This window comes from Pantoea sp. X-Soil-ISGK-259, assembly GCF_059730705.1.
Map to the genome: position 1 here is coordinate 1,799,608 of NZ_AP035986.1, position 20,650 is coordinate 1,820,257.

At 51.8% G+C, this 20,650-nt stretch carries 26 protein-coding genes and 1 pseudogene; 14 read left to right on the top strand and 13 right to left on the bottom strand.

Annotation, left to right across the window (positions count from 1 at the left end):
• The first annotated feature begins 57 nt into the window (after nt 1–57).
• Complete coding sequence (gene zinT, locus AC6I77_RS08375; RefSeq protein ID WP_497816815.1) at nt 58–708, top strand: metal-binding protein ZinT; 651 nt, start codon at nt 58–60, stop codon at nt 706–708.
• Between the two features lie 66 nt (nt 709–774).
• On the opposite strand, the gene AC6I77_RS08380 is transcribed toward zinT, so the two are convergent.
• On the bottom strand, nt 775–1,140 hold the full coding sequence (locus AC6I77_RS08380) for an MmcQ/YjbR family DNA-binding protein (protein ID WP_376750949.1): 366 nt from the start codon (nt 1,138–1,140) through the stop codon (nt 775–777).
• A gap of 102 nt (nt 1,141–1,242) precedes the next feature.
• Here AC6I77_RS08380 and AC6I77_RS08385 point away from each other — a divergent pair, with 102 nt between their 5' ends.
• Nucleotides 1,243–2,253: a UV damage endonuclease UvsE gene (locus AC6I77_RS08385; RefSeq protein WP_312545889.1), complete on the top strand. Its 1,011-nt coding sequence runs from the start codon at nt 1,243–1,245 to the stop codon at nt 2,251–2,253.
• Here the strand turns inward: AC6I77_RS08385 and AC6I77_RS08390 are convergent.
• The 3 genes from AC6I77_RS08390 to AC6I77_RS08400 all read right to left on the bottom strand — a co-directional run bounded on the left by AC6I77_RS08390 (nt 2,246) and on the right by AC6I77_RS08400 (nt 4,494).
• The gene (locus AC6I77_RS08390) at nt 2,246–3,109 is read right to left on the bottom strand and encodes a glucose 1-dehydrogenase (protein ID WP_003848953.1); all 864 of its coding nucleotides are present in this window, start codon (nt 3,107–3,109) and stop codon (nt 2,246–2,248) included. The genes AC6I77_RS08385 and AC6I77_RS08390 overlap by 8 nt on opposite strands.
• Before the next feature lie 62 nt (nt 3,110–3,171).
• Nucleotides 3,172–4,020: a manganese catalase family protein gene (locus AC6I77_RS08395; protein WP_003848955.1), complete on the bottom strand. Its 849-nt coding sequence runs from the start codon at nt 4,018–4,020 to the stop codon at nt 3,172–3,174.
• Nucleotides 4,021–4,299: 279 nt separating this feature from the next.
• Nucleotides 4,300–4,494, bottom strand: a complete 195-nt coding sequence (locus tag AC6I77_RS08400) for a biofilm development regulator YmgB/AriR family protein (protein ID WP_223296455.1) — start codon at nt 4,492–4,494, stop codon at nt 4,300–4,302.
• A gap of 607 nt (nt 4,495–5,101) precedes the next feature.
• Here AC6I77_RS08400 and AC6I77_RS08405 point away from each other — a divergent pair.
• Nucleotides 5,102–5,326, top strand: coding sequence for a hypothetical protein (locus AC6I77_RS08405; protein ID WP_003848959.1), 225 nt, complete (start codon nt 5,102–5,104; stop codon nt 5,324–5,326).
• A gap of 107 nt (nt 5,327–5,433) precedes the next feature.
• On the opposite strand, the gene AC6I77_RS08410 is transcribed toward AC6I77_RS08405, so the two are convergent.
• Nucleotides 5,434–5,685, bottom strand: a complete 252-nt coding sequence (locus AC6I77_RS08410; RefSeq protein WP_003848961.1) for a hypothetical protein — start codon at nt 5,683–5,685, stop codon at nt 5,434–5,436.
• A gap of 337 nt (nt 5,686–6,022) precedes the next feature.
• Here AC6I77_RS08410 and umuD point away from each other — a divergent pair, with 337 nt between their 5' ends.
• Nucleotides 6,023–6,442, top strand: a complete 420-nt coding sequence (umuD, locus tag AC6I77_RS08415; protein WP_003848963.1) for a translesion error-prone DNA polymerase V autoproteolytic subunit — start codon at nt 6,023–6,025, stop codon at nt 6,440–6,442.
• 2 nt (nt 6,443–6,444) lie between these two features.
• On the top strand, nt 6,445–7,713 hold the full coding sequence (gene umuC / locus AC6I77_RS08420) for a translesion error-prone DNA polymerase V subunit UmuC (RefSeq protein ID WP_497817217.1): 1,269 nt from the start codon (nt 6,445–6,447) through the stop codon (nt 7,711–7,713).
• 40 nt (nt 7,714–7,753) lie between these two features.
• On the opposite strand, the gene AC6I77_RS08425 is transcribed toward umuC, so the two are convergent.
• Nucleotides 7,754–8,638 (bottom strand): LysR family transcriptional regulator, encoded by an 885-nt coding sequence (locus AC6I77_RS08425; RefSeq protein WP_312545461.1) that lies wholly within the window; start codon nt 8,636–8,638, stop codon nt 7,754–7,756.
• A gap of 281 nt (nt 8,639–8,919) precedes the next feature.
• Between AC6I77_RS08425 and AC6I77_RS08430 the strand changes: the two genes are divergently transcribed.
• The 5 genes and pseudogenes from AC6I77_RS08430 (at nt 8,920) to AC6I77_RS08450 (ending at nt 12,252) form a co-directional block, all read left to right on the top strand.
• Nucleotides 8,920–9,132 carry a hypothetical protein gene (locus AC6I77_RS08430; protein WP_008926216.1) on the top strand — a complete coding sequence of 71 codons (213 nt, stop codon included), beginning with the start codon at nt 8,920–8,922 and terminating at the stop codon, nt 9,130–9,132.
• 258 nt (nt 9,133–9,390) lie between these two features.
• Entirely contained in the window at nt 9,391–10,641 is a 1,251-nt protein-coding gene (locus tag AC6I77_RS08435) for an MFS transporter (protein WP_497817218.1), read from the top strand.
• 143 nt (nt 10,642–10,784) lie between these two features.
• Nucleotides 10,785–10,940, top strand: a pseudogene (locus AC6I77_RS08440) (DUF4113 domain-containing protein); the annotation flags it as partial.
• Nucleotides 10,941–11,342: 402 nt separating this feature from the next.
• Entirely contained in the window at nt 11,343–11,957 is a 615-nt protein-coding gene (locus AC6I77_RS08445) for a TetR/AcrR family transcriptional regulator (RefSeq protein WP_008926218.1), read from the top strand.
• A gap of 154 nt (nt 11,958–12,111) precedes the next feature.
• The gene (locus AC6I77_RS08450; protein WP_223296456.1) at nt 12,112–12,252 is read left to right on the top strand and encodes a hypothetical protein; all 141 of its coding nucleotides are present in this window, start codon (nt 12,112–12,114) and stop codon (nt 12,250–12,252) included.
• Between the two features lie 22 nt (nt 12,253–12,274).
• Here AC6I77_RS08450 and ycgZ read toward each other — a convergent pair whose 3' ends face one another.
• The 5 genes from ycgZ to AC6I77_RS08475 all read right to left on the bottom strand — a co-directional run bounded on the left by ycgZ (nt 12,275) and on the right by AC6I77_RS08475 (nt 14,518).
• Nucleotides 12,275–12,514, bottom strand: coding sequence for a regulatory protein YcgZ (gene ycgZ, locus AC6I77_RS08455; RefSeq protein WP_003848978.1), 240 nt, complete (start codon nt 12,512–12,514; stop codon nt 12,275–12,277).
• Nucleotides 12,515–12,743: 229 nt separating this feature from the next.
• The gene (locus AC6I77_RS08460) at nt 12,744–13,016 is read right to left on the bottom strand and encodes a hypothetical protein (protein WP_008926219.1); all 273 of its coding nucleotides are present in this window, start codon (nt 13,014–13,016) and stop codon (nt 12,744–12,746) included.
• A gap of 465 nt (nt 13,017–13,481) precedes the next feature.
• Entirely contained in the window at nt 13,482–13,712 is a 231-nt protein-coding gene (locus AC6I77_RS08465; protein ID WP_003848985.1) for a YgdI/YgdR family lipoprotein, read from the bottom strand.
• 15 nt (nt 13,713–13,727) lie between these two features.
• Nucleotides 13,728–13,961: a YgdI/YgdR family lipoprotein gene (locus AC6I77_RS08470; protein ID WP_003848987.1), complete on the bottom strand. Its 234-nt coding sequence runs from the start codon at nt 13,959–13,961 to the stop codon at nt 13,728–13,730.
• A gap of 353 nt (nt 13,962–14,314) precedes the next feature.
• The gene (locus AC6I77_RS08475; protein WP_003848989.1) at nt 14,315–14,518 is read right to left on the bottom strand and encodes a hypothetical protein; all 204 of its coding nucleotides are present in this window, start codon (nt 14,516–14,518) and stop codon (nt 14,315–14,317) included.
• 189 nt (nt 14,519–14,707) lie between these two features.
• Here AC6I77_RS08475 and AC6I77_RS08480 point away from each other — a divergent pair, with 189 nt between their 5' ends.
• The 4 genes from AC6I77_RS08480 (at nt 14,708) to pdxY (ending at nt 18,036) form a co-directional block, all read left to right on the top strand.
• Nucleotides 14,708–15,022: an MliC family protein gene (locus AC6I77_RS08480; protein ID WP_003848990.1), complete on the top strand. Its 315-nt coding sequence runs from the start codon at nt 14,708–14,710 to the stop codon at nt 15,020–15,022.
• A gap of 26 nt (nt 15,023–15,048) precedes the next feature.
• The gene (gene pdxH / locus AC6I77_RS08485) at nt 15,049–15,705 is read left to right on the top strand and encodes a pyridoxamine 5'-phosphate oxidase (protein ID WP_003848991.1); all 657 of its coding nucleotides are present in this window, start codon (nt 15,049–15,051) and stop codon (nt 15,703–15,705) included.
• A gap of 140 nt (nt 15,706–15,845) precedes the next feature.
• On the top strand, nt 15,846–17,120 hold the full coding sequence (gene tyrS, locus AC6I77_RS08490) for a tyrosine--tRNA ligase (protein WP_008926220.1): 1,275 nt from the start codon (nt 15,846–15,848) through the stop codon (nt 17,118–17,120).
• Between the two features lie 55 nt (nt 17,121–17,175).
• A complete protein-coding gene (gene pdxY, locus AC6I77_RS08495; RefSeq protein WP_003848993.1) occupies nt 17,176–18,036 on the top strand; it encodes a pyridoxal kinase PdxY in 861 nt (286 codons plus the stop codon).
• Between the two features lie 32 nt (nt 18,037–18,068).
• Here the strand turns inward: pdxY and gstA are convergent, their stop codons facing one another.
• Together gstA and dtpA are read right to left on the bottom strand one after the other, a co-directional pair.
• Nucleotides 18,069–18,674: a glutathione transferase GstA gene (gstA, locus tag AC6I77_RS08500; protein WP_003848994.1), complete on the bottom strand. Its 606-nt coding sequence runs from the start codon at nt 18,672–18,674 to the stop codon at nt 18,069–18,071.
• A 148-nt stretch (nt 18,675–18,822) separates the two neighbouring features.
• The gene (dtpA, locus tag AC6I77_RS08505) at nt 18,823–20,325 is read right to left on the bottom strand and encodes a dipeptide/tripeptide permease DtpA (protein WP_008926221.1); all 1,503 of its coding nucleotides are present in this window, start codon (nt 20,323–20,325) and stop codon (nt 18,823–18,825) included.
• Nucleotides 20,326–20,650: the final 325 nt, after the last annotated feature.

The window sequence follows — 20,650 nt, forward strand, 5'->3', positions numbered from 1 at the left end:
GTTTAGAAATGTTATATCATAACATTTCATTTTGTAATGTTGACTGAGGATCAGGCTTTGACGAATCATGCAGGTAAATGGATGGGAATCATGGGCGCGCTGCTCATCAGCCAGCAGGCGCTGGCACATAGCACGCATACACATGGCAAACCGCTATCAGTAATGGAGCAGAAAGCAGCCGAAGGGGTTTTTGCTGACAGCGACGTGAAAGATCGCCCACTCTCTGACTGGGACGGGCTGTGGCAGTCAGTTTATCCGCTGCTGCAAAGCGGCGAGCTGGATCCGGTCTGGCAGAAGAAAGCGCAGCAGGACAAGAGCAAAACGGCAGAGGAGATTAAAGCTTATTATCGCAAAGGCTACGCCACCGACGTCGATACTATCGGTATTGAAAACGGGGTAATGGAGTTCCATGTCGGTGATCGGGTCAGCGCCTGCCACTATCGCTATGCAGGCCACAAAATCCTGACCTATACCTCAGGTAAAAAAGGGGTGCGTTACCTGTTTGAGTGTCAGGACGCCAGCAGCAACGCCCCGAAATATGTGCAGTTCAGCGATCATACCATCGGCCCACGCAAGTCTGCTCACTTCCACATCTTTATAGGTAATCAGTCTCAGCAGACGTTGCTGGCTGAAATGGACAACTGGCCAACTTATTACCCTTACCAGATGACAAATCCACAGGTCGTGGAAGAGATGCTGCACCATTAAGTGAAGGGCCGGGATCGGATGGCCCGCTGATGACAGCGGGGTTTCTGTGACGCGCTGCCACCGCCGTCATCCCACCCAGGCCTGACGGCGTGAGGCGGGGATGCCGCGCACCACTCGCTGATACGACTCTTCAACCAGTTGCTGAATCAGGCCGGGTGAGAGGCCGTCACCCGGATACACCGTGATCCAGTGACGTTTATTCATATGATAACCGGCGGTGATCGAGGGATAGATCACCCTGTGCAGCTCTGCCTGCTGCGGTTCACACTTCAGGGTGATAATCGGCACGCCCCGCAGTTCCGTCAGCAGTAAAAACACTTTTCCACACACTTTATAAACCTGATGTTCCGGCCCGAAAGGATAGCCTGATTCGGCGGCGGGCAGCCGTTCAGCCGCGTCGATAGCGGTGCGCTGGATCTGGTGACCCTGCATGGTGATTCTCCCTGTCATGGTTAACCCCGATCTCTGTGGCCCGCGACTGGCTGGTCGCCAGAGGCCTGTTACACTTCTGATAAGCATAAATCAGGAGCAGACATGAAATTAGGTTTTGCATGTAAGTATCTCAATAGCGACGGTAAACAGTTTTTCCCGTTTCGCGCCACCACCCGTAAACGATTTCTGAGTTTACCTCAGGCTGAACGTCATCAGCTGATTCATGAGATTACCGTTACTAACCTTAATAATCTCTACCTGACACTGGAGCATCTGGCTACGTTACCGGCGCCACTCAGAATGATGCGCATCGGCAGCGACCTGCTGCCGCTCTATACGGTTCCCGAAGCCACGCCGCTCTTTGCGGAATTTCTGCCTGAGCTTTATCCACTCTTTGCCCGCTGTGGCGAGCTGGCGCGGACGCATCAAATCCGGCTCTCATTCCATCCGGGACAATATACGGTGCTGGCTTCCGATAATCCGGATGTGGTGACGCGCGCACTGGAAGATGTGGAGTATCACGCGCTTTGCGCCTGTCTCATGGGCTACGGTAAGACCTTCCAGGATTTTAAAATCAACATTCATATGAATGGCAGGGCGGGATTCGACGGTTTTAAACGCGCGTTTACTCAGCTCAGCCCGGAAGCGCGGCGGATGCTGACGGTTGAAAATGATGAGATTTCCTGCTCGCTGGATGATGTGCTGCAGGCGGCACCCCTCTGTCCGGTGGTGCTGGATATTCACCATCACTGGGTAAAAGAGAGTGAGTTTATTCAGCCGGATGACGCGCGTGTTGCCAGCGTCATTGACTCATGGCGGGGTATGCGGCCGGTGCTGCACTATTCGATTTCTCAGGAGGGAATTATTCCGGAGGAGGGCTGGCCCGATCAGCAGCAGCTGGGTGTGAGCAAAAGCAAACTGCGGGCGCACTCCGACTACTTCTTTAATCCGACGCTGAATGCGTGGGCACTGTCGTTCCAGGATTTCGATATCATGTGCGAAGTGAAAATGAAGAATCTGGCGCGGGACCCGCTTTATCAGTGGGGGATCGCGCAGAAACTGATAGGAAATTCCCTGGCCGAAGAGACCAGGGAAGCGGCGAACGTTAAATAATAGCCACGCCGCCCGTAACGGCGATAGTCGCGCCGGAAATGTAGCTGGCTTCGTCACTGGCCAGCATCACGTAGGTGGGTGCCAGCTCAGCAGGTTGACCGGCACGCTGCAGCGGCACTTCACTGCCAAAGTTTTTCACCTGTTCAACCGGCATGGTCGAGGGGATTAGCGGTGTCCAGATAGGACCGGGCGCGACCACATTAGCTCGGATACCTTTCTCTGCCAGCAGGGCAGCCAGGCCTCCGGAGAAGTTAATAATGGCGGCTTTAGTCGCGGAGTAGGCGAGCAGCTTCGGTTTCGGCTGGTCGGCATTGATCGAGGCGGTGTTGATGATCGATCCGCCCGCTGGCATGTGCTTTGTGGCCGCTTTAGTGATGTAGAACATCGCGTAAAGATTCGTTTTCATGGTGCGATCAAACTCGTCGTCGCTGATCTCCTCCAGCGACTCGCGTGTCATCTGATATGCCGCATTATTGACCACAATGTTAATCTCACCAAAGGCTTCAACGGCTTTATCAACCAGCGCATTACAGTGTGAGGCATCGGTGATGTCGCCTGGCACCAGCAGCGCTTTCTGACCGGCGGCCTCGACAAGCCGGGCGGTGTCCTGCGCATCCTCATGCTCATCAAGATAAGAGATCAGCACATCGGCACCTTCCCGGGCAAAGGCAATGGCCACGGCCCGGCCAATGCCAGAATCCCCGCCGGTAATAATCGCTTTTTTACCCGCCAGACGGCCGGAACCCTGATAGCTCTCTTCGCCGTGATCGGGCTGTGGCTGCATCGCGGCAGTACTGCCTGGCCACGTCTGCTGCTGCGCGGCAAAAGGGGGGAGTGGACGCTGAGTGGATGACATGACTTTTCCTCCGTAAAAAGGGATCAACCCTGTCAGGGCATTGGACCCTGACAGGCGAGGGATTAAGGTTTTGGTGGTGTGACGCCATCGATCTGTTCTGACTGTGCACCGGAACCGGGACGGGCATTGCCGAGTATCGGTTCATCACCCAGAATATCGGGCTGCTGTTTCGCGCTGAACTGACCATGACCATCGTAAGCTGGACCACTGCTCCAGCGACCTTCCGGCAGCGGTTTATCCAGCGAGGTATTCAGGCAGTAGTAAGCGTGCTCCTGCGCTTCATGTTCCTGCGGGAAGCTGTTGGGGATCGGCAGCGACGCGTTCAATCCGCCCATCTCTTCGATCACCGCCAGCCACTGCTGCTGGTGCATGGTGTCACGGGCAATCAGGAAGGAGAGGAAATCCTTCATGCCTTTGTCTTCGGTCATGTTGTAGAGGCGGGTCGCCAGAACACGACCGGTGGCTTCTGCGGTGACATTAGCCAGCATATCGGCGGCCACGTTGCCGGACGCGTAGATGTGGCTCATGTCGAACGGCATGCCGTTGGCGTTTACCGGCATCGCGGCCAGACCGGAAGAGAGAATATGGCGTGGGTTCATGCCGCCCAGAATGGCATTAACCACCGGGTCTTTGGCTGATGCTTCCTGGTAAGAGAGCGGTGCGCCTTCAAGGTTCAGCGCCACAGCGTAGCCCAGCATTTCGATATGACTCAGCTCTTCGGTGGCGGTGGAGATCAGCAGATCCCGAATCCGCGCATCACCTCGCGCGCCCATCGCCTGGAAAAAGTATTGCATCGCTACACGAATCTCACCTTCGACGCCGCCGATGGCTTGCTGTAACAGCATGGCAAACTCTGGGTCGGGCTTCTCTACACGAACCGGGAATTGAAGTTTTGATGAATGATGAAACATAGCTATTTTCCTCGCCTGTGTTTGCAGTAGATGCAGGAAAAGCCTGGACACAGATATCGGATAAATAAAGCGAAACGAGAGCAATTAATCGGAATTTACGGTAAAAAAAGCGGGGAAATAGGTCATTTTCGGAGCTATATCTGGTACGACAGGACAGGCAATATCAACGATGAGAAAGTGACATATGACTCAGTGCAGAAGAGATAAAAAAGCCCCCATTAAAAGGGGCTGATTCAGTACGGGAAAGCATCCTCACTTCCGCTATAGCTGTTTAACAATTCAGCTTTCACTGGTGGCCGTTGCACGTTGCAAAACGTGTTCCAGAGCCTGACGGTAAATATCCTGCTTAACTACGTCACGCTCGCTCTCCAGGCGATGAATCAGGCCCAGCACAATGTCTTTATCTGAGACATGGGCTTTTGAATGGGCGAGTTCAGCGTGAACCGCAGCGATAACCTGTTTTTCTGTCGTCATCGCGGCGCCAGAGTTCATAAAGTAATCAGAAATCTGAGACTCTGTATTCATTGTTGTTTGCATGTCAGGCCTCATAAAGAATTGGGGAGTGTGCGTCGGTTGATAGCCGGTTGCCGGCTGACGCAAAAAAATTGCATCTGAAGGTGGAAATCCACAACACCTTCAGATGCGGTGCAAAGCACCTCGTTACAAGTGATTTAACATCACGAGATAAAGTTATACAGGAATTTAAAAGTTGTACAAGAAACTTTGACAGAATATTTCATTTTTTTAGCCTGGTATAAGCCGTGGTAAAGTGCGCTGAATGCGATTTTTTTATTTAATTAAACTAATACAATAAGTTATGAGTTTTTTTGTCAGGCGGGTTTTTTTGAGGCGGCCGTTTCTGCGTTTTTTACCCGGATTGTCTGACGGGGTGAAAACGGTTTTTCAGGAGAATTTTAGCAAAAGCTGTACAGCTTTTTACACCACAAATGGAGAGCAGTGTCAGAGTGCGGTGGCAGGCTGCTGCAATCTTGTGCTTCTGACGGCACAGGCTGCATAATTCACTTCCCACGCCTGATGCAGAAAGCTAAGGTGGCCTCTTATTCATCACAAGGAAATGATCATGGTTCACGACTATTTCGCGATTCCGCCTGCGGGCGTGACTCAGGAACAACATAAACGTTCAGTTGCTGTGGCGGCCGCGCTGTCAGTGGCAAAGGAGTCCGTCAGCGCTTCTACGTCGGCAACCGGCTCAAAAACCTCCTGGGACCTGCAGGCTGTGGCGAATGAAATTGGTAATCTGGCCGATGCGATTCAGGATGCGCTGGAGAGTGACAGCCAGCCTTAATCTCTGACCGCTTCGCCTGAAACGGCTGCTGAAGCAGGCCGATCAGGGAAGGGCAGCGTTCAGGAGCCGATAACGTCGTCGGCAAGCGAACGTTGCCCAACGTTTGCTTATTCCATTGCGGGCGGTTCATATTTAATATATTCACGCAGGGCATCATGGATGGCCTGATTATTACCTTCCTCCAGACCGCGTTCGGCATATTCTTTCGCCAGCGCCGCCAGTACATCGTCAAACTTCCCTTTGTAATTGAGATTATTCAGTGCAATTTGCTGACCGAGTATCGCTTTTAATACCGTCGTCTCAACGGTTAACTGTGCGACTGCCTCTTCCAGATGTTTGATGCGATCGTCGTCTGCCATAACCCCTCCATGCTTTAAAAAGGCAGAATAACCAGCCCGCGCTAAATATTCAAACCTCACCCCATGCCAGAGAGTCGTTGTCGGATTTTCCTTAAGTCAAAATAATCGGCGGATTAATTTATAAGAGGCGTGACTGTAAGTAAAAAGCGAGACTATTACCGCAGTGCGGCGAAAGTAACCTGTTTCCGTTTATTCTCACACCAGTAAGAGAAAAACGGTTAAAAAAAAGTGCATTACCATCAATCTCTTCGCGTAAAAGGGGTCCACGTCACTTGATTAAAAGGGGGATTAGCTATTACTGTATTTATATACAGTAATCTGAAAAAGGAGTGTAATTGTGGAATTCATTAAACCTGCGGACGTCCGCGCCGTCATGTCTTTACCGCTTTATATCGAACGTGTGCCGTGTGGATTTCCCTCACCGGCGCAGGATTATGTCGAACAACGTATCGATCTCAATGCGCTCATGGTTCAGCATCCCAGCGCCACCTATTTTGTGCGGGTCAGCGGTGAATCAATGATTGAGGCGGGCATCAATGATGGTGACATGCTGGTCGTCGACAGCTCGCTCACCGCCTCACACGGCGATATCGTGGTCGCTGCCGTCGACGGTGAATTCACCGTTAAACGTCTTCAGCTTCATCCCTGCCTGCAACTGATGCCGATGAACACCAAATTTAAACCGATCGCTATCCAGACCGAAGATGCGCTGGAGGTGTTTGGCGTAGTGACGTTTGTGATTAAAGCGACACATTGAGCATGTTCGCGCTGGTGGATGTGAACTGCTTTTATGCGTCGTGCGAAACCGTTTTCCGGCCTGACCTTAAAGGCAAGCCCGTCGTCGTGCTATCGAACAACGACGGCTGTGTGATTGCGCGCAGCGCCGAGGCGAAGAAAGCCGGCATCAAAATGGGCGCGCCCTATTTCAAAATGCGCGAAGCGCTGACCCATCACAATGTACAGGTTTTCAGCTCAAATTACGCGCTTTACGCCGACATGAGCCTTCGGGTGATGACGATTCTGGAAGAGATGGCGCCGTCGGTGGAGATCTACTCGATCGATGAGGCCTTTATGGATCTCACCGGCGTGCAGAACTGTATGGCGCTGGAGAGCTTTGGTCACCAGGTCAGAGAGCGGATACGCAAAGAGACCCATCTGACGGTGGGCGTTGGCATTGCACAGACCAAAACGCTGGCCAAACTGGCGAATTTTGCGGCCAAAAAGTGGAGCAAAACCGGCGGCATTGTCGATCTGTCGGATCCCGAACGGCAGAAAAAACTACTGGCCCTCGTCGATGTGGCTGAGGTCTGGGGTGTCGGTCACCGTATCGGCAAGCGGCTCAACGCCATGGGCATTACGACGGCGAAAGATCTGGCCTGCCAAAGCACCGAGTCTATTCGCAAACAGTTCAGCGTAGTGCTGGAACGTACCGTCAGAGAGCTGCGTGGTGAATCCTGCCTGGAGCTGGAGTCGGTGATACCGGATAAACAGCAGATCATGTGTTCGCGTTCGTTCGGCAGCCGTATTTCCAGCTACGACCAGATGCGCGAAGCCGTCTGCGCCTATGCTGAACGTGCGGCAGAGAAACTACGTCGTGACAATCAATATTGCCGTCAGGTAGGGGTCTTTGTGCGTACCAGCCCCCATGCTACGGATGAACCCTTTTATGGTAATCAGTCTACCGGTCAGTTGCTGATCCCGACGCAGGACACGCGCGACATTGTCGGCGTTGCGATGGCGTGTCTGGATAACATCTGGATTGAGGGGCATCGCTACATGAAAGCGGGCATCGTACTGGGAGATTTTTTCAGCCATGGCGTGGCTCAGCTTGATCTGTTTGACGAACATCAGCCACGCCGCAATAGCGAAGAGCTGATGACGCTGATCGATAATATTAACAAAAGCGGCAGCGGCAAACTCTGGTTTGCCGGGCAGGGGATCAACAAGGCCTGGGCGATGAAGCGCGAGATGCTGTCACCTGCCTATACCACGCGGGTAACGGATTTGCCGGTGGCGGCGGTTAAGTAGGTTGGGTGGTTTTCCTCAGCTACTGAAACCGCAAGGTCTGCTAAATTTCTCTTAACCTGGTTTCTTCCGCAAAGCACTGCTCCAGCGCCGTAATCACTGCCCTGATACGTGCGACTTTTTGCAGATCCGGATGGAGCACCAGCCAGATATCAACCGGGTCGCGCTTTTCAGGAAATACCGGGATTAATTGCGGATCGCAGTTAGCTAAAAATGTCGAAAGCAGGCCGATGCCAATCCCGCGTTTAATAGCGGATTGCATCAGCAGTTGTGTATTACATTCCAGCACGACTTGCTGGCTGTTTACTGCAAAGCCACACAGGTTTTGTCGATGACGAGGCACCATGTCTGCCGGAAACATGACCAGTTGATGATCAGTCAATCCGCTTTCTTGCTGCGGTTCTCCGAGCCGATCAAAATAACGCTGGCTGGCGTAAAGCCCCATATCAATGGTCGCTAGTCGTTTAACTATTAACTCTTCAGAATCGGGTCGGGCACCACGAATGGCTATATCCACACTACGGTAAGAGATATCGGAGAGGCCTATTCCGGTCAATAAGGTTACGGTGATATCCGGGTATTGTTCGCGCAGGCGCTGAATGGCAGGTATGACAAACACAGTGGCGAGTGTGTCTGTGCTGGCGATGCGAACGTTACCTGCAGGGATGCTATCGCCGCAGGCGGCTTTACGACTCATCGCCTGCATAGCGCTTTCCATAGCACTGGCTTCTGCCATCACCTGTTCGCCAAACTCGCTCAGCATAAAAGCGCGGGGCGTACGTATAAATAACCGGGAACTGAGCGCGCTTTCGAACGCGGCGATACGGCGCCCGACTGTCGCCTGATCGACGTTCAACGATTTTGAGGCACCCCGCAACGTTTTTTGTCTCGCTAATGCGAGGAAAAAGCGAACATCATCCCAGTTCATCCACTGCTCCATGTTATTTTTAACTAAACGGATATCTTCAGCGTGGCTAAAAAATTATCAAAACTCATAAGCCATATCATAAACAGCACCATAAAATTATAAGTATTTTTGCATTGTTGCGAAGCATTAATGCAACTTTAATAATTTCGAATTGTGACTATGATGGGCCGTTTTTTGGATATAGGCGCGATGTGTTTTGTTATGTGAAGCCTTTCATATAACGCACATTTTTTCCTCATTACTTCTGATTATCTTTATTTTTATTCTAATGGATTTAGAAAATGAAATTTTTTGAAGATGATTTTTTTAACACTACCTGCCCGGCGTTTACCTCAGATAAAGTTGTTGGAAGAGAAACTATCAAAGCAGATGTTGCTTTGAATTATGCCGAGGCCCTTATTGCTCAATTACAGAATAAGCAAATCAGTCACATTTATACGAGTGGTTATCTATCCTTCCATATGTTTGAGCTTATGGGGATCGAAAAGCGGTAGTTATAAATGATTAATAGCAGCGCTAATTAATCATTTTTTTATGGGCAGGCCTTATTAGCGATTTGCATTGCTATAACCCGTATCCAGCGTAACACGACACATTCAGTGCGGATTATCAAGCTGCATAAATGAATGCTTGTGATGCAATCTTGTCTCTACCATAGGGAATAAGCAGGTTTTATCATCACTTTGTTTGCTGCTCTGTGGTATTCGCATTCGCTGCACAGAGTTGATTTATCTACAGCTCAGGAAATAAAAATGTCAGAAGTGTTAACTATTGATAGTCGTCCGACAGACAAAAAGAATTCTGCTTCCAAAAAGAGCGTTTTATTCTTTCTTGCACTGGCGCTAGTCGCTGCCTTATTGAACAGCAGTGCACCAACGCCGCTTTATCCCCTCTATCAACAGCAGTTGGGCTTAACCGCCGTCAGCCTGACAATCATTTATGGCGCGTATGCGGCAGGTGTTTTGATTGCGTTGTTCAGTGTAGGAAATCTTGCAGGGAAAGTTGCTGACCTGCGCAGCCTGATGATGCCTGCACTACTGGCCGTCTTCGCAGGTGCATTGCTGTTTTCACTCGCCGATTCGTTTGCCTGTCTGTTTATGGCACGCCTGCTGGCGGGCGTAGGAACCGGGGCATTAACCGGCGCAGCTAATATTGCCCTTTTGCGTTTTGGCCCTAAAGATGGCGGTAAAGCTGCAGCTCTGCTCGCAACGCTTTCTTTCACCACCGGTCTGGCACTGGGGCCAGTTTTTAGCGGCGTGGCGATTCAGACAAATTTCCACAGCCAGACGTTGCCGTTTCTGCTGATTATGATCACGGCTGCGATTGCCCTGATCGGATTACGTTTTAGCTGGCCAGTGCGTCATCACGATCAACCCAAGGCTGCGCCATCCTCGTCTGCCATTTCAGCGGGTACGACACTTAAAGCCGGACTGAAAGCGACTGGCATACGTTTTTTCCTGTGCGCTGGCGCTCTGTTTATGAGCTGGGAGTTTGCCGCCAGTATTTTGTCGATTGGACCGGCAGTATCGGAGCATCTGCTCGGCATTCATAGTCAGGGCGTTTATGGCTATGTGATTGCGGTATACTTAATGGTGGCCGGTATCAGTCAGATTTTGAGCCGCCGGATTAGCGCTCGCACATCTCTTGCTGCCGGCTGTCTTACTCAGGCCATTTCGATTGTGTTTTTTACCTGGGCTATTAGCACCCACTCTTTAGTATGGGCATGCACAGGACTGCTTGTGGCTGGATATTCCTATGGCGCCATCTTTGTGGGAAGTGCGACCCTGCTAAATATGATCTCTCCTGCAGCCAGTCACGCAAAACTGATTTCATTGTTCTACGTCATTGCCTATATCGCTAACTGGGTGCCCGTGCTGTTAGGTGCGGTGGTGGATCATGCCAGCCTGAATCTGGCTGTTGATTTGCTGTTCAGCGTCGGTGCTGTTATCTGTCTACTGCTGAGCATCGCGGTATTTTGGATAAAGATGGAAAAACGCGACTAATTCAGAATCAGACCGTGCCTGATTCCTCCCAGGCCGGTCTGAGGACCGTCGAATGGACGCTTAAAATCACATCAACTGACTGTCTCGATCAGCAAAGCCGTGCTTCACATCATTTTGCTATTGAGGAATACACCACTCATCGTCTGATGCCGCTGATTAATAAAATTAACAAACCTGGCAGCAGAAAACTCTGGTTTGCCGGGCAGGGGATCAACAAGGCCTGGGCGATGAAGCGCGAGATGCTGTCACCTGCCTATACCACGCGGGTAATGGATTTGCCGGTGGTTGTGCTGAAGTAGGTGCTGGCCCGCCATCATCATGAATATGAGCTTTACGCGGTCGACGATAACAGCGATATAAAAAACCGACTCTTTTTATATTTTGCTGACAATGAGAACCACGCCAGGCTGTTAATTAAGCCGCTCAGATTATGGCTGACCATAATAAACACACAGCAACGGGCTGATTGCCGCAAAAAAAACGCGTTACTACCTGAGTGAATCATGAGCGGTTTGTCCTGTAACCTGAGCCGGATTGCAGGTCACAACCGGTTACACCCCCTCTGCCATTCAGCGACAGGAACAGAGATCTGTCCGAATGTATGCTGCGGGCTGATCGCCGCCAGCTATACTTGTTACCCGAGCCTGGGATAGAATCCCTGTTGATTCTGACAGGAACGCACTTCTTCAGGCCGGTAATTAATGAGCACGACAGCGACAGCGCATAAAAACAAAGAGCGGGGACGGCCCAGGGAGTTCGACATTGAACAGGCTCTGGATCGTGCCATGATCGTTTTCCGGCAAAAAGGCTATCACGCGGCATCAATAGGCGATTTGGGGGAGGCGATGAACCTCTCCGCAGGCAGCATCTATAAAGCGTTTAAAGACAAACGCTCCCTCTTTCTGCTGGTGTTCGAACGTTATCTGTTGCTGAGAAATACCGAACTGCGCCGCCGTCTGGCACCCTGTGTCAGCGGACGGGATAAAATCACGGAGTTGTTACAGTTCTACCTGGATTCGGCGCGTGCCATTGAGGGGCGATGCGGCTGTCTGGTGGTGTCCAGCGCCATTGCGCTGCAGACGATGGATGAAGACCTTGCGCAGCGCATTGATGATGTCATCAAGCGTAGTCAGCGCTTCCTGGTTTCATTGCTGGAGTTGGGACAACAGGATGGCTCTATCAATCGCACGCTGGACAGTGAAGCGGCAGCCGGTTTAATTCTCTGCATCGCATACGGTATGCGCGTGTCGGGCAAAGTCAGTGATGTGATCCATGAAGAGCAGACGCTGGCGCTGGCATTGAAAATACTGGGATAAGTGTTCTGAGTGGGGACAGCAGCATCCGTAAACAGGCGCTTCTCTGATATACGCTTTCCGGACAGAGGAATTCTTCCGCTTCCTTTCCCCGGGTCTGATTATGTGCCAGGCTTTTACGCTTTATTCTATTGCGTGGAAAATTAAGGCCCGTTTCGTGAAAACTTCAATCTTACTGACACTCGTGGCAGCCATTGGCTGTTCTGTTTTTGCCGCCCGTGGTGGGTTTGAAACCCAGACAGCGAAACATCCTCAGGCACAGCGGGTGACGGAGAGTGGGGAGCCACTGACGCGCTGACCGGGGCGAAGCGTGGCGATGATTAACGACCAAACAGCAGGCTGATGAGCGCGCGATAGTGGCGCTCTTCTTCCTCAGTGGACGCTGTTTCGAGGCGACGCAGGAGTTTGGTACAGATCGACTTACGGTTCACATTCCCGCCGGCATGCAAAATTTCCACGACTACCTGTCCCAGTGTCTCCTGCTGTGAGGGCAGGCTTGCCGCATTGAAATAACGGGCGATATCGTCTGCCGTCCGCGGCAGTCTCGGGTTCGGGTACATGGTGCGTTTCCTGGCTGTTGATGTAAAAACGATCGAATAGCCGCGAAGTTATACGCAAAAAGTGAATCTGTACAGTTATTTCAGCGTAATGATGAATGACGTTTTTTGGTCAGGATGCCGGGCAGCGAGAGAGCGGCCGTAAAGAGAAGCAAAGGGACAGCAGTATGAAGCGCATGAGAGCCAGAAGGGCGTCCGGCTCTCATGAGAAATAAACGTCGAAGCCTTATGACTACCGATAATCTTTCAGGGAAACCGGTGCCTGCCCGGTCTCGACCAGCCAGTTTAATTCGGCGCGGTCACGAGGCGAATCTTCAATGAAACCTTTGAGCCAGTGTCGTGCATCAGCAATCTGCTCTACACGTTCATCGCTGCACTCCTTTTCGGCCATTTCGCCCAACTGACGAATCAGCGATACCAGCGTAATATCCTGTTCTTCAAATGCCAGATTAATTGCTGCTTCACCAAGAATCATATGACCAGTCGTTGTATCGTGATAAATCATTTATAGCCTCCTGATTGATAGCGATATAAATAGTCTAGTTAAAGAGGCGCTGGACTAAAAGGTCATAAGTTACAGACGGCACCAGATAATTATGTTAAAAATAAAGGGAACCTTTGTGTCATGATATAACTTCATGATAGTAAATAATAAAAAACAATAGATTATTTTTGAAGTGAACAGGTTGAACTATTGTTCTGGTTAAAGAAGCAGACGTTTGCCTGAAATTCAGATAAGTGATGTGGCCTGTGCGCAACAGCATTTTCCAGTCGGTTTTTTACGCCTGTATAAACGATAAATTGCACAGTTCCTTATAATGCTCTGCAATATTATTGCCATATCGCATCGGATATTTCTGCTTTAAAAAAGCCCGCTCTGAGAGTGGGGCTATATCAGGTAAAAGGCGAAAAAAAGGCAAAAATAAAGCCGCTCTTAAGCGACTTTATTAACGCGAGAACAGCATTGCGATTATTTGTGCGGAACTTCAGAGACGGCTTTAACGTCTGCTTTATTAATCTGCTGCTTCACACCATTGGCATCGGTATAGGCCAGCAGGCCAGCGTCCGATTCAGAAGGCTTGCCATCACTAATAATGGTGCGTCCATCGTTAGTCTGAATCGCATAACTGGTACGGGTGCAGCCAGTTAATACGGTCATACCAATCAATGCGGCGAGAGGTAAAATCAGCGCTTTTTTCATCGTCTTCACCTTATATTAGTTGTCGAGTTCGCTCATATTACTGATTTCATTACGATTGATCTGCTCAGTTTTTCCTGTCTGAGCATCACGGTAAGAAACAAGACCGGTATCTGAATCAATCTGCGGTTTGCCGTCAGTCACAATCGTGCGGCCATCGGTCGTCTTAATAGACTGATTCGAGGCGCAACCTGCAAGCGTACCTAAAGAGAGTGCCAGCAGCGCGATGGCTGACAGGGTTTTCATTTTCATTTTTCTGCTCCATGAAGTATATCCAGACGTTTACAGCATAGACGGCTTTATAAATTTTGCTGGCTCTGTCGCGCGTCGATGCCTGTTTTTTATACAAAAACAGAGTGTATTGCGTTAATTAGCAGGCATGGCGCCGGCGAATAGCATTTATTGCAAATGCATGCGGCTGTTTATGCGTTTCAGCTGAGCCCTGACCGCATCGAAATAAAAAACGGAGCAAAAGCGGGAAATAGAGAGCGCAGATAATTCCGTTAACGCGGAAGAATCGCATGCAGGATGCCACGTCGATGGCGGCACCTGGCGCTATTCGCGGGTCCGACGCCTGAAGGGCTATCGGACCCGTGAAAAAAGGATCAGAGAATAGAGTCTTCGCCCGCTTTGGCGGCCGCTTTTTCCGCTTTCATGGCGCTGACCGGGTCAGATGCGCTCAGCCAGCGGTCAAACTTCTGGTAGGTGTCGATAAAGGTTTTAAAGTAGCTGCTGGCGATGGTGGCATTCTCTTTATGGTTCATAAACGCCACGGCCAGCTTAAATGCATCTTCGTTATCAAATTTCATGTTTGTCTTCCTCGCTTAAGATCTATAGAGCGTAGCCTGATAACACGGCCTGTGCATTCAGACAACCGTCTGAAAAGGCGCAATAATTCAGCCTGGCTGACAGCATCCTCCAGATTGGCGCGGATTCCCACTTACTTCGCGACAAATCCTTCTTATAATGCCAGCTTCACTCGTGAAGGAGACCCGCTTATGTTGAAAGGATTAACCGTTGTCGCGGTGCTGCTATTGTCAGGCTGTAGCCTGATGCATAAACAGCCGGCATCGCCACAGACCCTGCATTATCGCTGCGGAACAATGCCCCTGACCGTGACGCTGGACGAGGCGCAGGAGCAGGTAAGTTTCATTATGGATGGCAAGCCTTTAACGTTGAAGCAGACCGTCTCCGCCTCCGGCGCGCGCTACAGCGATGACACCTATGTTTTCTGGTCCAAAGGAAACGGCGCATTTATCGAACGTAACGATAAAATTGTCGTGAATGATTGTGAGCTGCAACCTGCCAGCTGACTTTATCTCTGAATAGGCGAGCATTAATGAGCGACAGCGAAACGCTACACACCATTGCCCATCTGCGGCGTGAATATACCCGCGGCGGATTGCGTCGCAAGGATCTGCCGGACAATCCGATCGCGCTGTTTGAACAGTGGCTGAGCCAGGCCTGTGAGGCAAAACTGCCCGATCCTACTGCCATGACCGTGGCCACCGTGGATGAGCAGGGTCAGCCGTGGCAGCGTATTGTGCTGCTGAAACACTTTGATGCGCAGGGCATGGTGTTTTACACCAACCTCGGCAGCCGTAAGGCGTTACAGCTGGCGCACAATCCGCGCATTTGCCTGCACTTCCCGTGGCACTTTCTGGAACGTCAGGTGATGGTGCTGGGCGAAGTGGAAAAACTGTCGCCGCTGGAGGTGCTGAAATATTTCCACAGCCGCCCGCGTGACAGTCAGATTGGTGCCTGGGTATCGAAGCAGTCGAGCCGGATTTCGGCGCGCGGGATTCTGGAAGGGAAGTTCCTTGAGCTTAAACAGAAGTTTCAGCAGGGCGAGGTGCCGCTGCCCAGCTTCTGGGGCGGTTACCGGGTGAAATTTCACACAATGGAGTTCTGGCAGGGGGGCGAACATCGTCTGCACGATCGTTTCATCTACCAGCGCGACAATGACGGCTGGAAAATCGACCGTCTGGCTCCCTGAATCTGCACGATTTCTCCCTATCAGCGCTGGCACAGAAAGCGCCAGCGCTTTATGCTATAGCCCTGATTTTTTTCGATTCCGCAAGTCAGCGGAAAGCTGTGTACCAGCATAGGTGCAGTCTGATCAATTTGGAGTCAGTAATGACCAGCAGTAACCTGATACAACAATTGCAGGAGAGGGGCCTTATCGCCCAGGTGACGGATGAAGCCGCGTTAACAGAGAAACTGGCACAGGGGCCAATTTCGCTCTATTGCGGCTTCGACCCCACTGCTGACAGCTTGCATTTGGGTCATCTGGTACCGCTGCTCTGCCTGAAGCGTTTTCAGGATGCCGGCCACAAGCCGGTAGCCCTGGTCGGGGGTGCAACCGGCCTGATTGGCGATCCAAGCTTTAAAGCCGCAGAGCGTAAACTTAATACCAGTGACACCGTCAACGAATGGGTTGAAAAGATCCGCCAGCAGGTGGCGCCATTCCTCGACTTCGATTGCGGCAGCAACAGCGCCATCGCCGCCAACAACTACGACTGGTTCGGCAGCATGAACGTGCTGACCTTCCTGCGTGATATCGGCAAGCACTTCTCTGTTAACCAGATGATTAACAAAGAAGCAGTGAAGCAGCGTTTGAACCGTGACGATCAGGGCATCTCCTTTACCGAGTTCTCCTACAATCTGCTGCAGGGTTATGACTTTGCCTGCCTGAATGAACTGCACGGCGTATCGCTGCAGATCGGCGGCTCCGATCAGTGGGGTAACATCACCTCTGGTATCGATCTGACCCGTCGTCTGCATCAGAACCAGGTCTTTGGCCTGACCGTTCCGCTGATCACCAAGTCTGACGGCACCAAATTCGGTAAAACGGAAGGCGGCGCAGTCTGGCTGGATGCGAAGAAAACCAGTCCGTACAAGTTCTATCAGTTCTGGATCAACACCGCGGATGCTGACGTCTATCGTTTCCTGAAGTTCTTCACCTTCCTGAGCATAGAAGAGATCAACGCGCTGGAAGAAGAGGACAAAAACAGCGGTACCGCGCCACGCGCGCAGTATGTGCTGGCTGAGCAGGTCACGCGTCTGGTGCATGGCGAAGCGGGCCTGACGGCGGCGAAACGCATCACCGCCAGCCTCTTCTCCGGTTCTGTAAGCGAAATGACGGAAGCTGACTTTGAGCAACTGGCGCAGGATGGTATGCCAACTATCGCGCTGGGCGCAGACGATGACCTGCAGCAGGCGCTGGTGAAAGCGGAGCTCGTGCCGTCTCGCGGCCAGGCTCGCACCATGATCGGTTCGAATGCCGTCTCACTGAACGGTGAAAAACAGTCCGATGCGGAATACCGCTTCAGCGACAGCGACAAACTGTTTAACCGCTACACGCTGCTGCGTCGCGGTAAGAAACATTACTGCCTGATTAACTGGCAGTAAGATTTAGGGCCGGTTTCCGGCCCTTTTTTATGGCAAGGCAGGACAGGGCAAACTAGTGAAAAATATCTTAGCGATTCAGTCGCACGTTGTATTTGGTCATGCAGGTAACGCGGCAGCTGAATTTCCGATGCGTCGCCTGGGTGCAAACGTCTGGCCGCTGAACACCGTGCAGTTTTCCAACCATACGCAGTATGGGCACTGGACCGGCACGGTCATGCCTGCAACGCATTTAACCGACATCGTTAAAGGCATTGCGGATATCGACCGCCTGAAGACCTGTGACGCGGTGCTGAGCGGTTATCTGGGCTCGGCGGAGCAGGGCGAGCAGATTCTGCAGATTGTTCGTCAGGTCAAAGCGGCTAACCCACAGGCCTGGTATTTCTGCGACCCGGTGATGGGTCATCCGGAAAAAGGCTGCATCGTGGCACCGGGTGTGGCGGAGTTCCACTGCAAGATGGCGATGCCAGCCAGCGACATTATCGCCCCGAACCTGCTTGAGCTGGAAATGCTAAGTGAACGTACAATCACTGACGTCGACGCGGCGGTAGACGCTGCGCGGGCACTGATTGCCCAGGGACCACGTGTGGTGCTGGTGAAGCATCTGGCACGCGCAGGGCGTCGCAGCGACCGTTTTGAGATGCTGCTGGTAACAGCAGAAGACGCGTGGCACATCAGCCGTCCGCTGGTCGATTTCGGTGTCCGTCAGCCCGTCGGCGTGGGCGATCTTACCAGTGGTTTGCTGCTGGTTAATCTGCTGCACGGCAAATCACTGCAGGATGCGCTGGAGCACGTCACTGCCGCGGTGTATGAGGTGATGCTGAAAACTCATGAGATGGGCGAGTATGAGCTGCAGCTGGTGGCGGCACAGGATGCCATTGCCCGTCCGACGCAGCACTTCACGGCAGAAAAGCTGTAACGCATCAGGGCCGGTTAACCGGCCCTGTTCTCTCAGGCTAAGCCTTCCGCTTTCAGCGCCGCCTGCACCGCAGGACGTTCCGCGACACGATCAAACCATGCCCCAAGTGCCGTAAAGCCGGACAAATCCAGCCCCAGCGCTTTTGCCCAGCGCGTCACCACAAACAGATAAGCATCCGCGACGCTGAAATGCATCCCCATCAGCCACTGCCTGTCACGTAATGACTCATCGACATAGCGGAATTTCGCTTCCAGCTGGTTGCGGGTCTGCGCTTTCACCTCATCGGAGTATCCAGGGCGAAACAGCGGCCCAAAGCTTTTGTGCAGCTCGCTGCCGATGTAGCTCAGCCACTCCAGAGTGTGATAACGCGTCAGGCTGCCAACCGGCGCCAGAAGATGGCGATCGGGTTTGAGGTCTGCCAGATACTGTACAATCGCGGCGCCTTCCGTCAGCACGGTACCATCGCTGAGCTGCAGCGCGGGCACCTGACCTTTAGGGTTGATTTGGCGAAAATCGTCGCCCCGTTCGGTGAGTTTGGTTGCCAGATCAACATTCACCTGCGTGAAGTCCAGCCCGCATTCGCGCATAACAATGTGGGGAGAGAGAGAGCAGGCTCCTGCTTTGCAAAACAGTTTCATGACCATGTACTCCTTGTTGCAGTGGGATCACAGCATAGTAAAGACTCAGGATGGAATTACCAGTGATAAGGATCAGGGATCTGTTAAGGGGGAGTGTGAGGCATAAAAAAGCCGGGCAGAGCCCGGCTGATTTGTCACGTGGCAGCGATTACGCTTTCACATCGTTTGATCTGGCGTCGCTATCCTGCGCCTGTGTCATGCGGTTCAGCAACGGCGCCGTAATCAGCATCAGCAGAGCAATCACCGCCGTCACGATACCAATCTGCTGGAATACGCGACTGTAGGTTGCCAGCGAAATCAGCGGATCGGTTACGTTTTCAGGCACGGCCATCAGGTTTGCTACTTTACCTGCAATCACAGCTGCACCTGCCGTGGTCAGGAACCAGGAACCCATAATGAAGCCCATCAGGCGCTGTGGCACGAGCTGCGCGACCATCGCCAGGCCGAGGCCGGAGATCATCAGCTCACCAATACTCTGCAGCGCATAGCTCAGGATCAGCCAGTTTACAGAAACGATGCCTGCATCACTGGCGAACTTTGCACCCACCGGCAGCACCAGGAACGCAGCGGAGCAGAGCACCATACCAAAGGCAAACTTGTGCGGCATGGGCAGTTTATCGCCCAGCTTGTTATAGAGCGCCGCCAGCAGCGGACTGGCCAGCATGATCCAGAACGGGTTCAGTGCCTGGAACTGCTCTGGCGCAAACGTAATACCAAGAATGGTGTGTTCAACGTTACGGATAGCGAAGAAGTTGAGCGATGTTGGCATCTGCATATAGAGGACGAAGAACAGAATCGCTTCGACCATCAGCAGGAAGGCCACAATCATCTTACGACGCGCCGCGCCGTGCAGCGCAAAGGCTTCTTTGGCAAACACCAGCAAAATACCCAGCGCAATCACCGCCAGCACCAGTCGTGCAATAACCTGATGATGCAGCATCCAGTTGGCCAGCGCGATCAGCACAACGACGCCCATAAGAGTCATCAGCAGTTTACCGATCTGCAACGGCGCAAAGTCTGGCTTAGAGCCGTAATCCTTAACCATATGTTTACAGAACAGGAAGTTAAACAGGGTAATAACCAGGCCAATGACGCACAGTGAGAAGGCGACGCTGTAGCCATATTTCGCGGCTAACCACGGTGTCAGCATCATCGAAAACAGGGAACCGATGTTGATCGACATATAGAACATGGTGAACGCACCGTCGAGACGCGGATCATCTTTGTCGTAACAGGTCGAGAGCAGCGAAGAGGGGTTTGCCTTGAACAGGCCGCTACCAACCGCGATGGTCGCCATGCCAATATAGACAATGCTGACGTTATGACCGGAGAACGCGACCAGCGCATAACCCAATGCCAGCACCAGCACGCCCAACACGATGACGCGTTTGGTGCCCAGCACTTTATCACCGAGCCAGCCGCCAATCGCGACCAGCCCATAAACCAGCGCACTGAATGAAGAGAACAGGGTAATGGAGTCTGATTCAGACAATCCCAGTTGCTTCACCAGGTAAACCGCCATAATGGCCTGCAGGCCATAGAATCCAAAACGTTCCCATAATTCGATCGAGAAGATTAAATAGAACGCCTTCGGCTGTTTAAACGCATTGAGACTGACAGCCTCATCAGTGTGTTTGTTTGCAGTTGACACATGTACCTCAGTTTTTTCATACCCTGTTTCGGGACAGGAATTAAGTCCGCGTCATGTGAGTTTTCCATGCGCAAGATTGTTATTAGAAGGGAAAAGCGGCGACTAATTTGGCTGATTACGGGCGTCAGGGCAAGAATTTTCTGGCAACCTGTTGAATCCAGGGATGTTGGGTTAAAAAACTTATAACAAATCGTTAATTGGTTTTAAATGTTGAAGCAGCAAAAAATATTAGTACAGATACTCTGAATGAGCACCTTGCACTAGCGAGTAATGATATTAACTGCTAAATCGAAGCTAACCAGATAAATCGGTTGTTGAATAATAA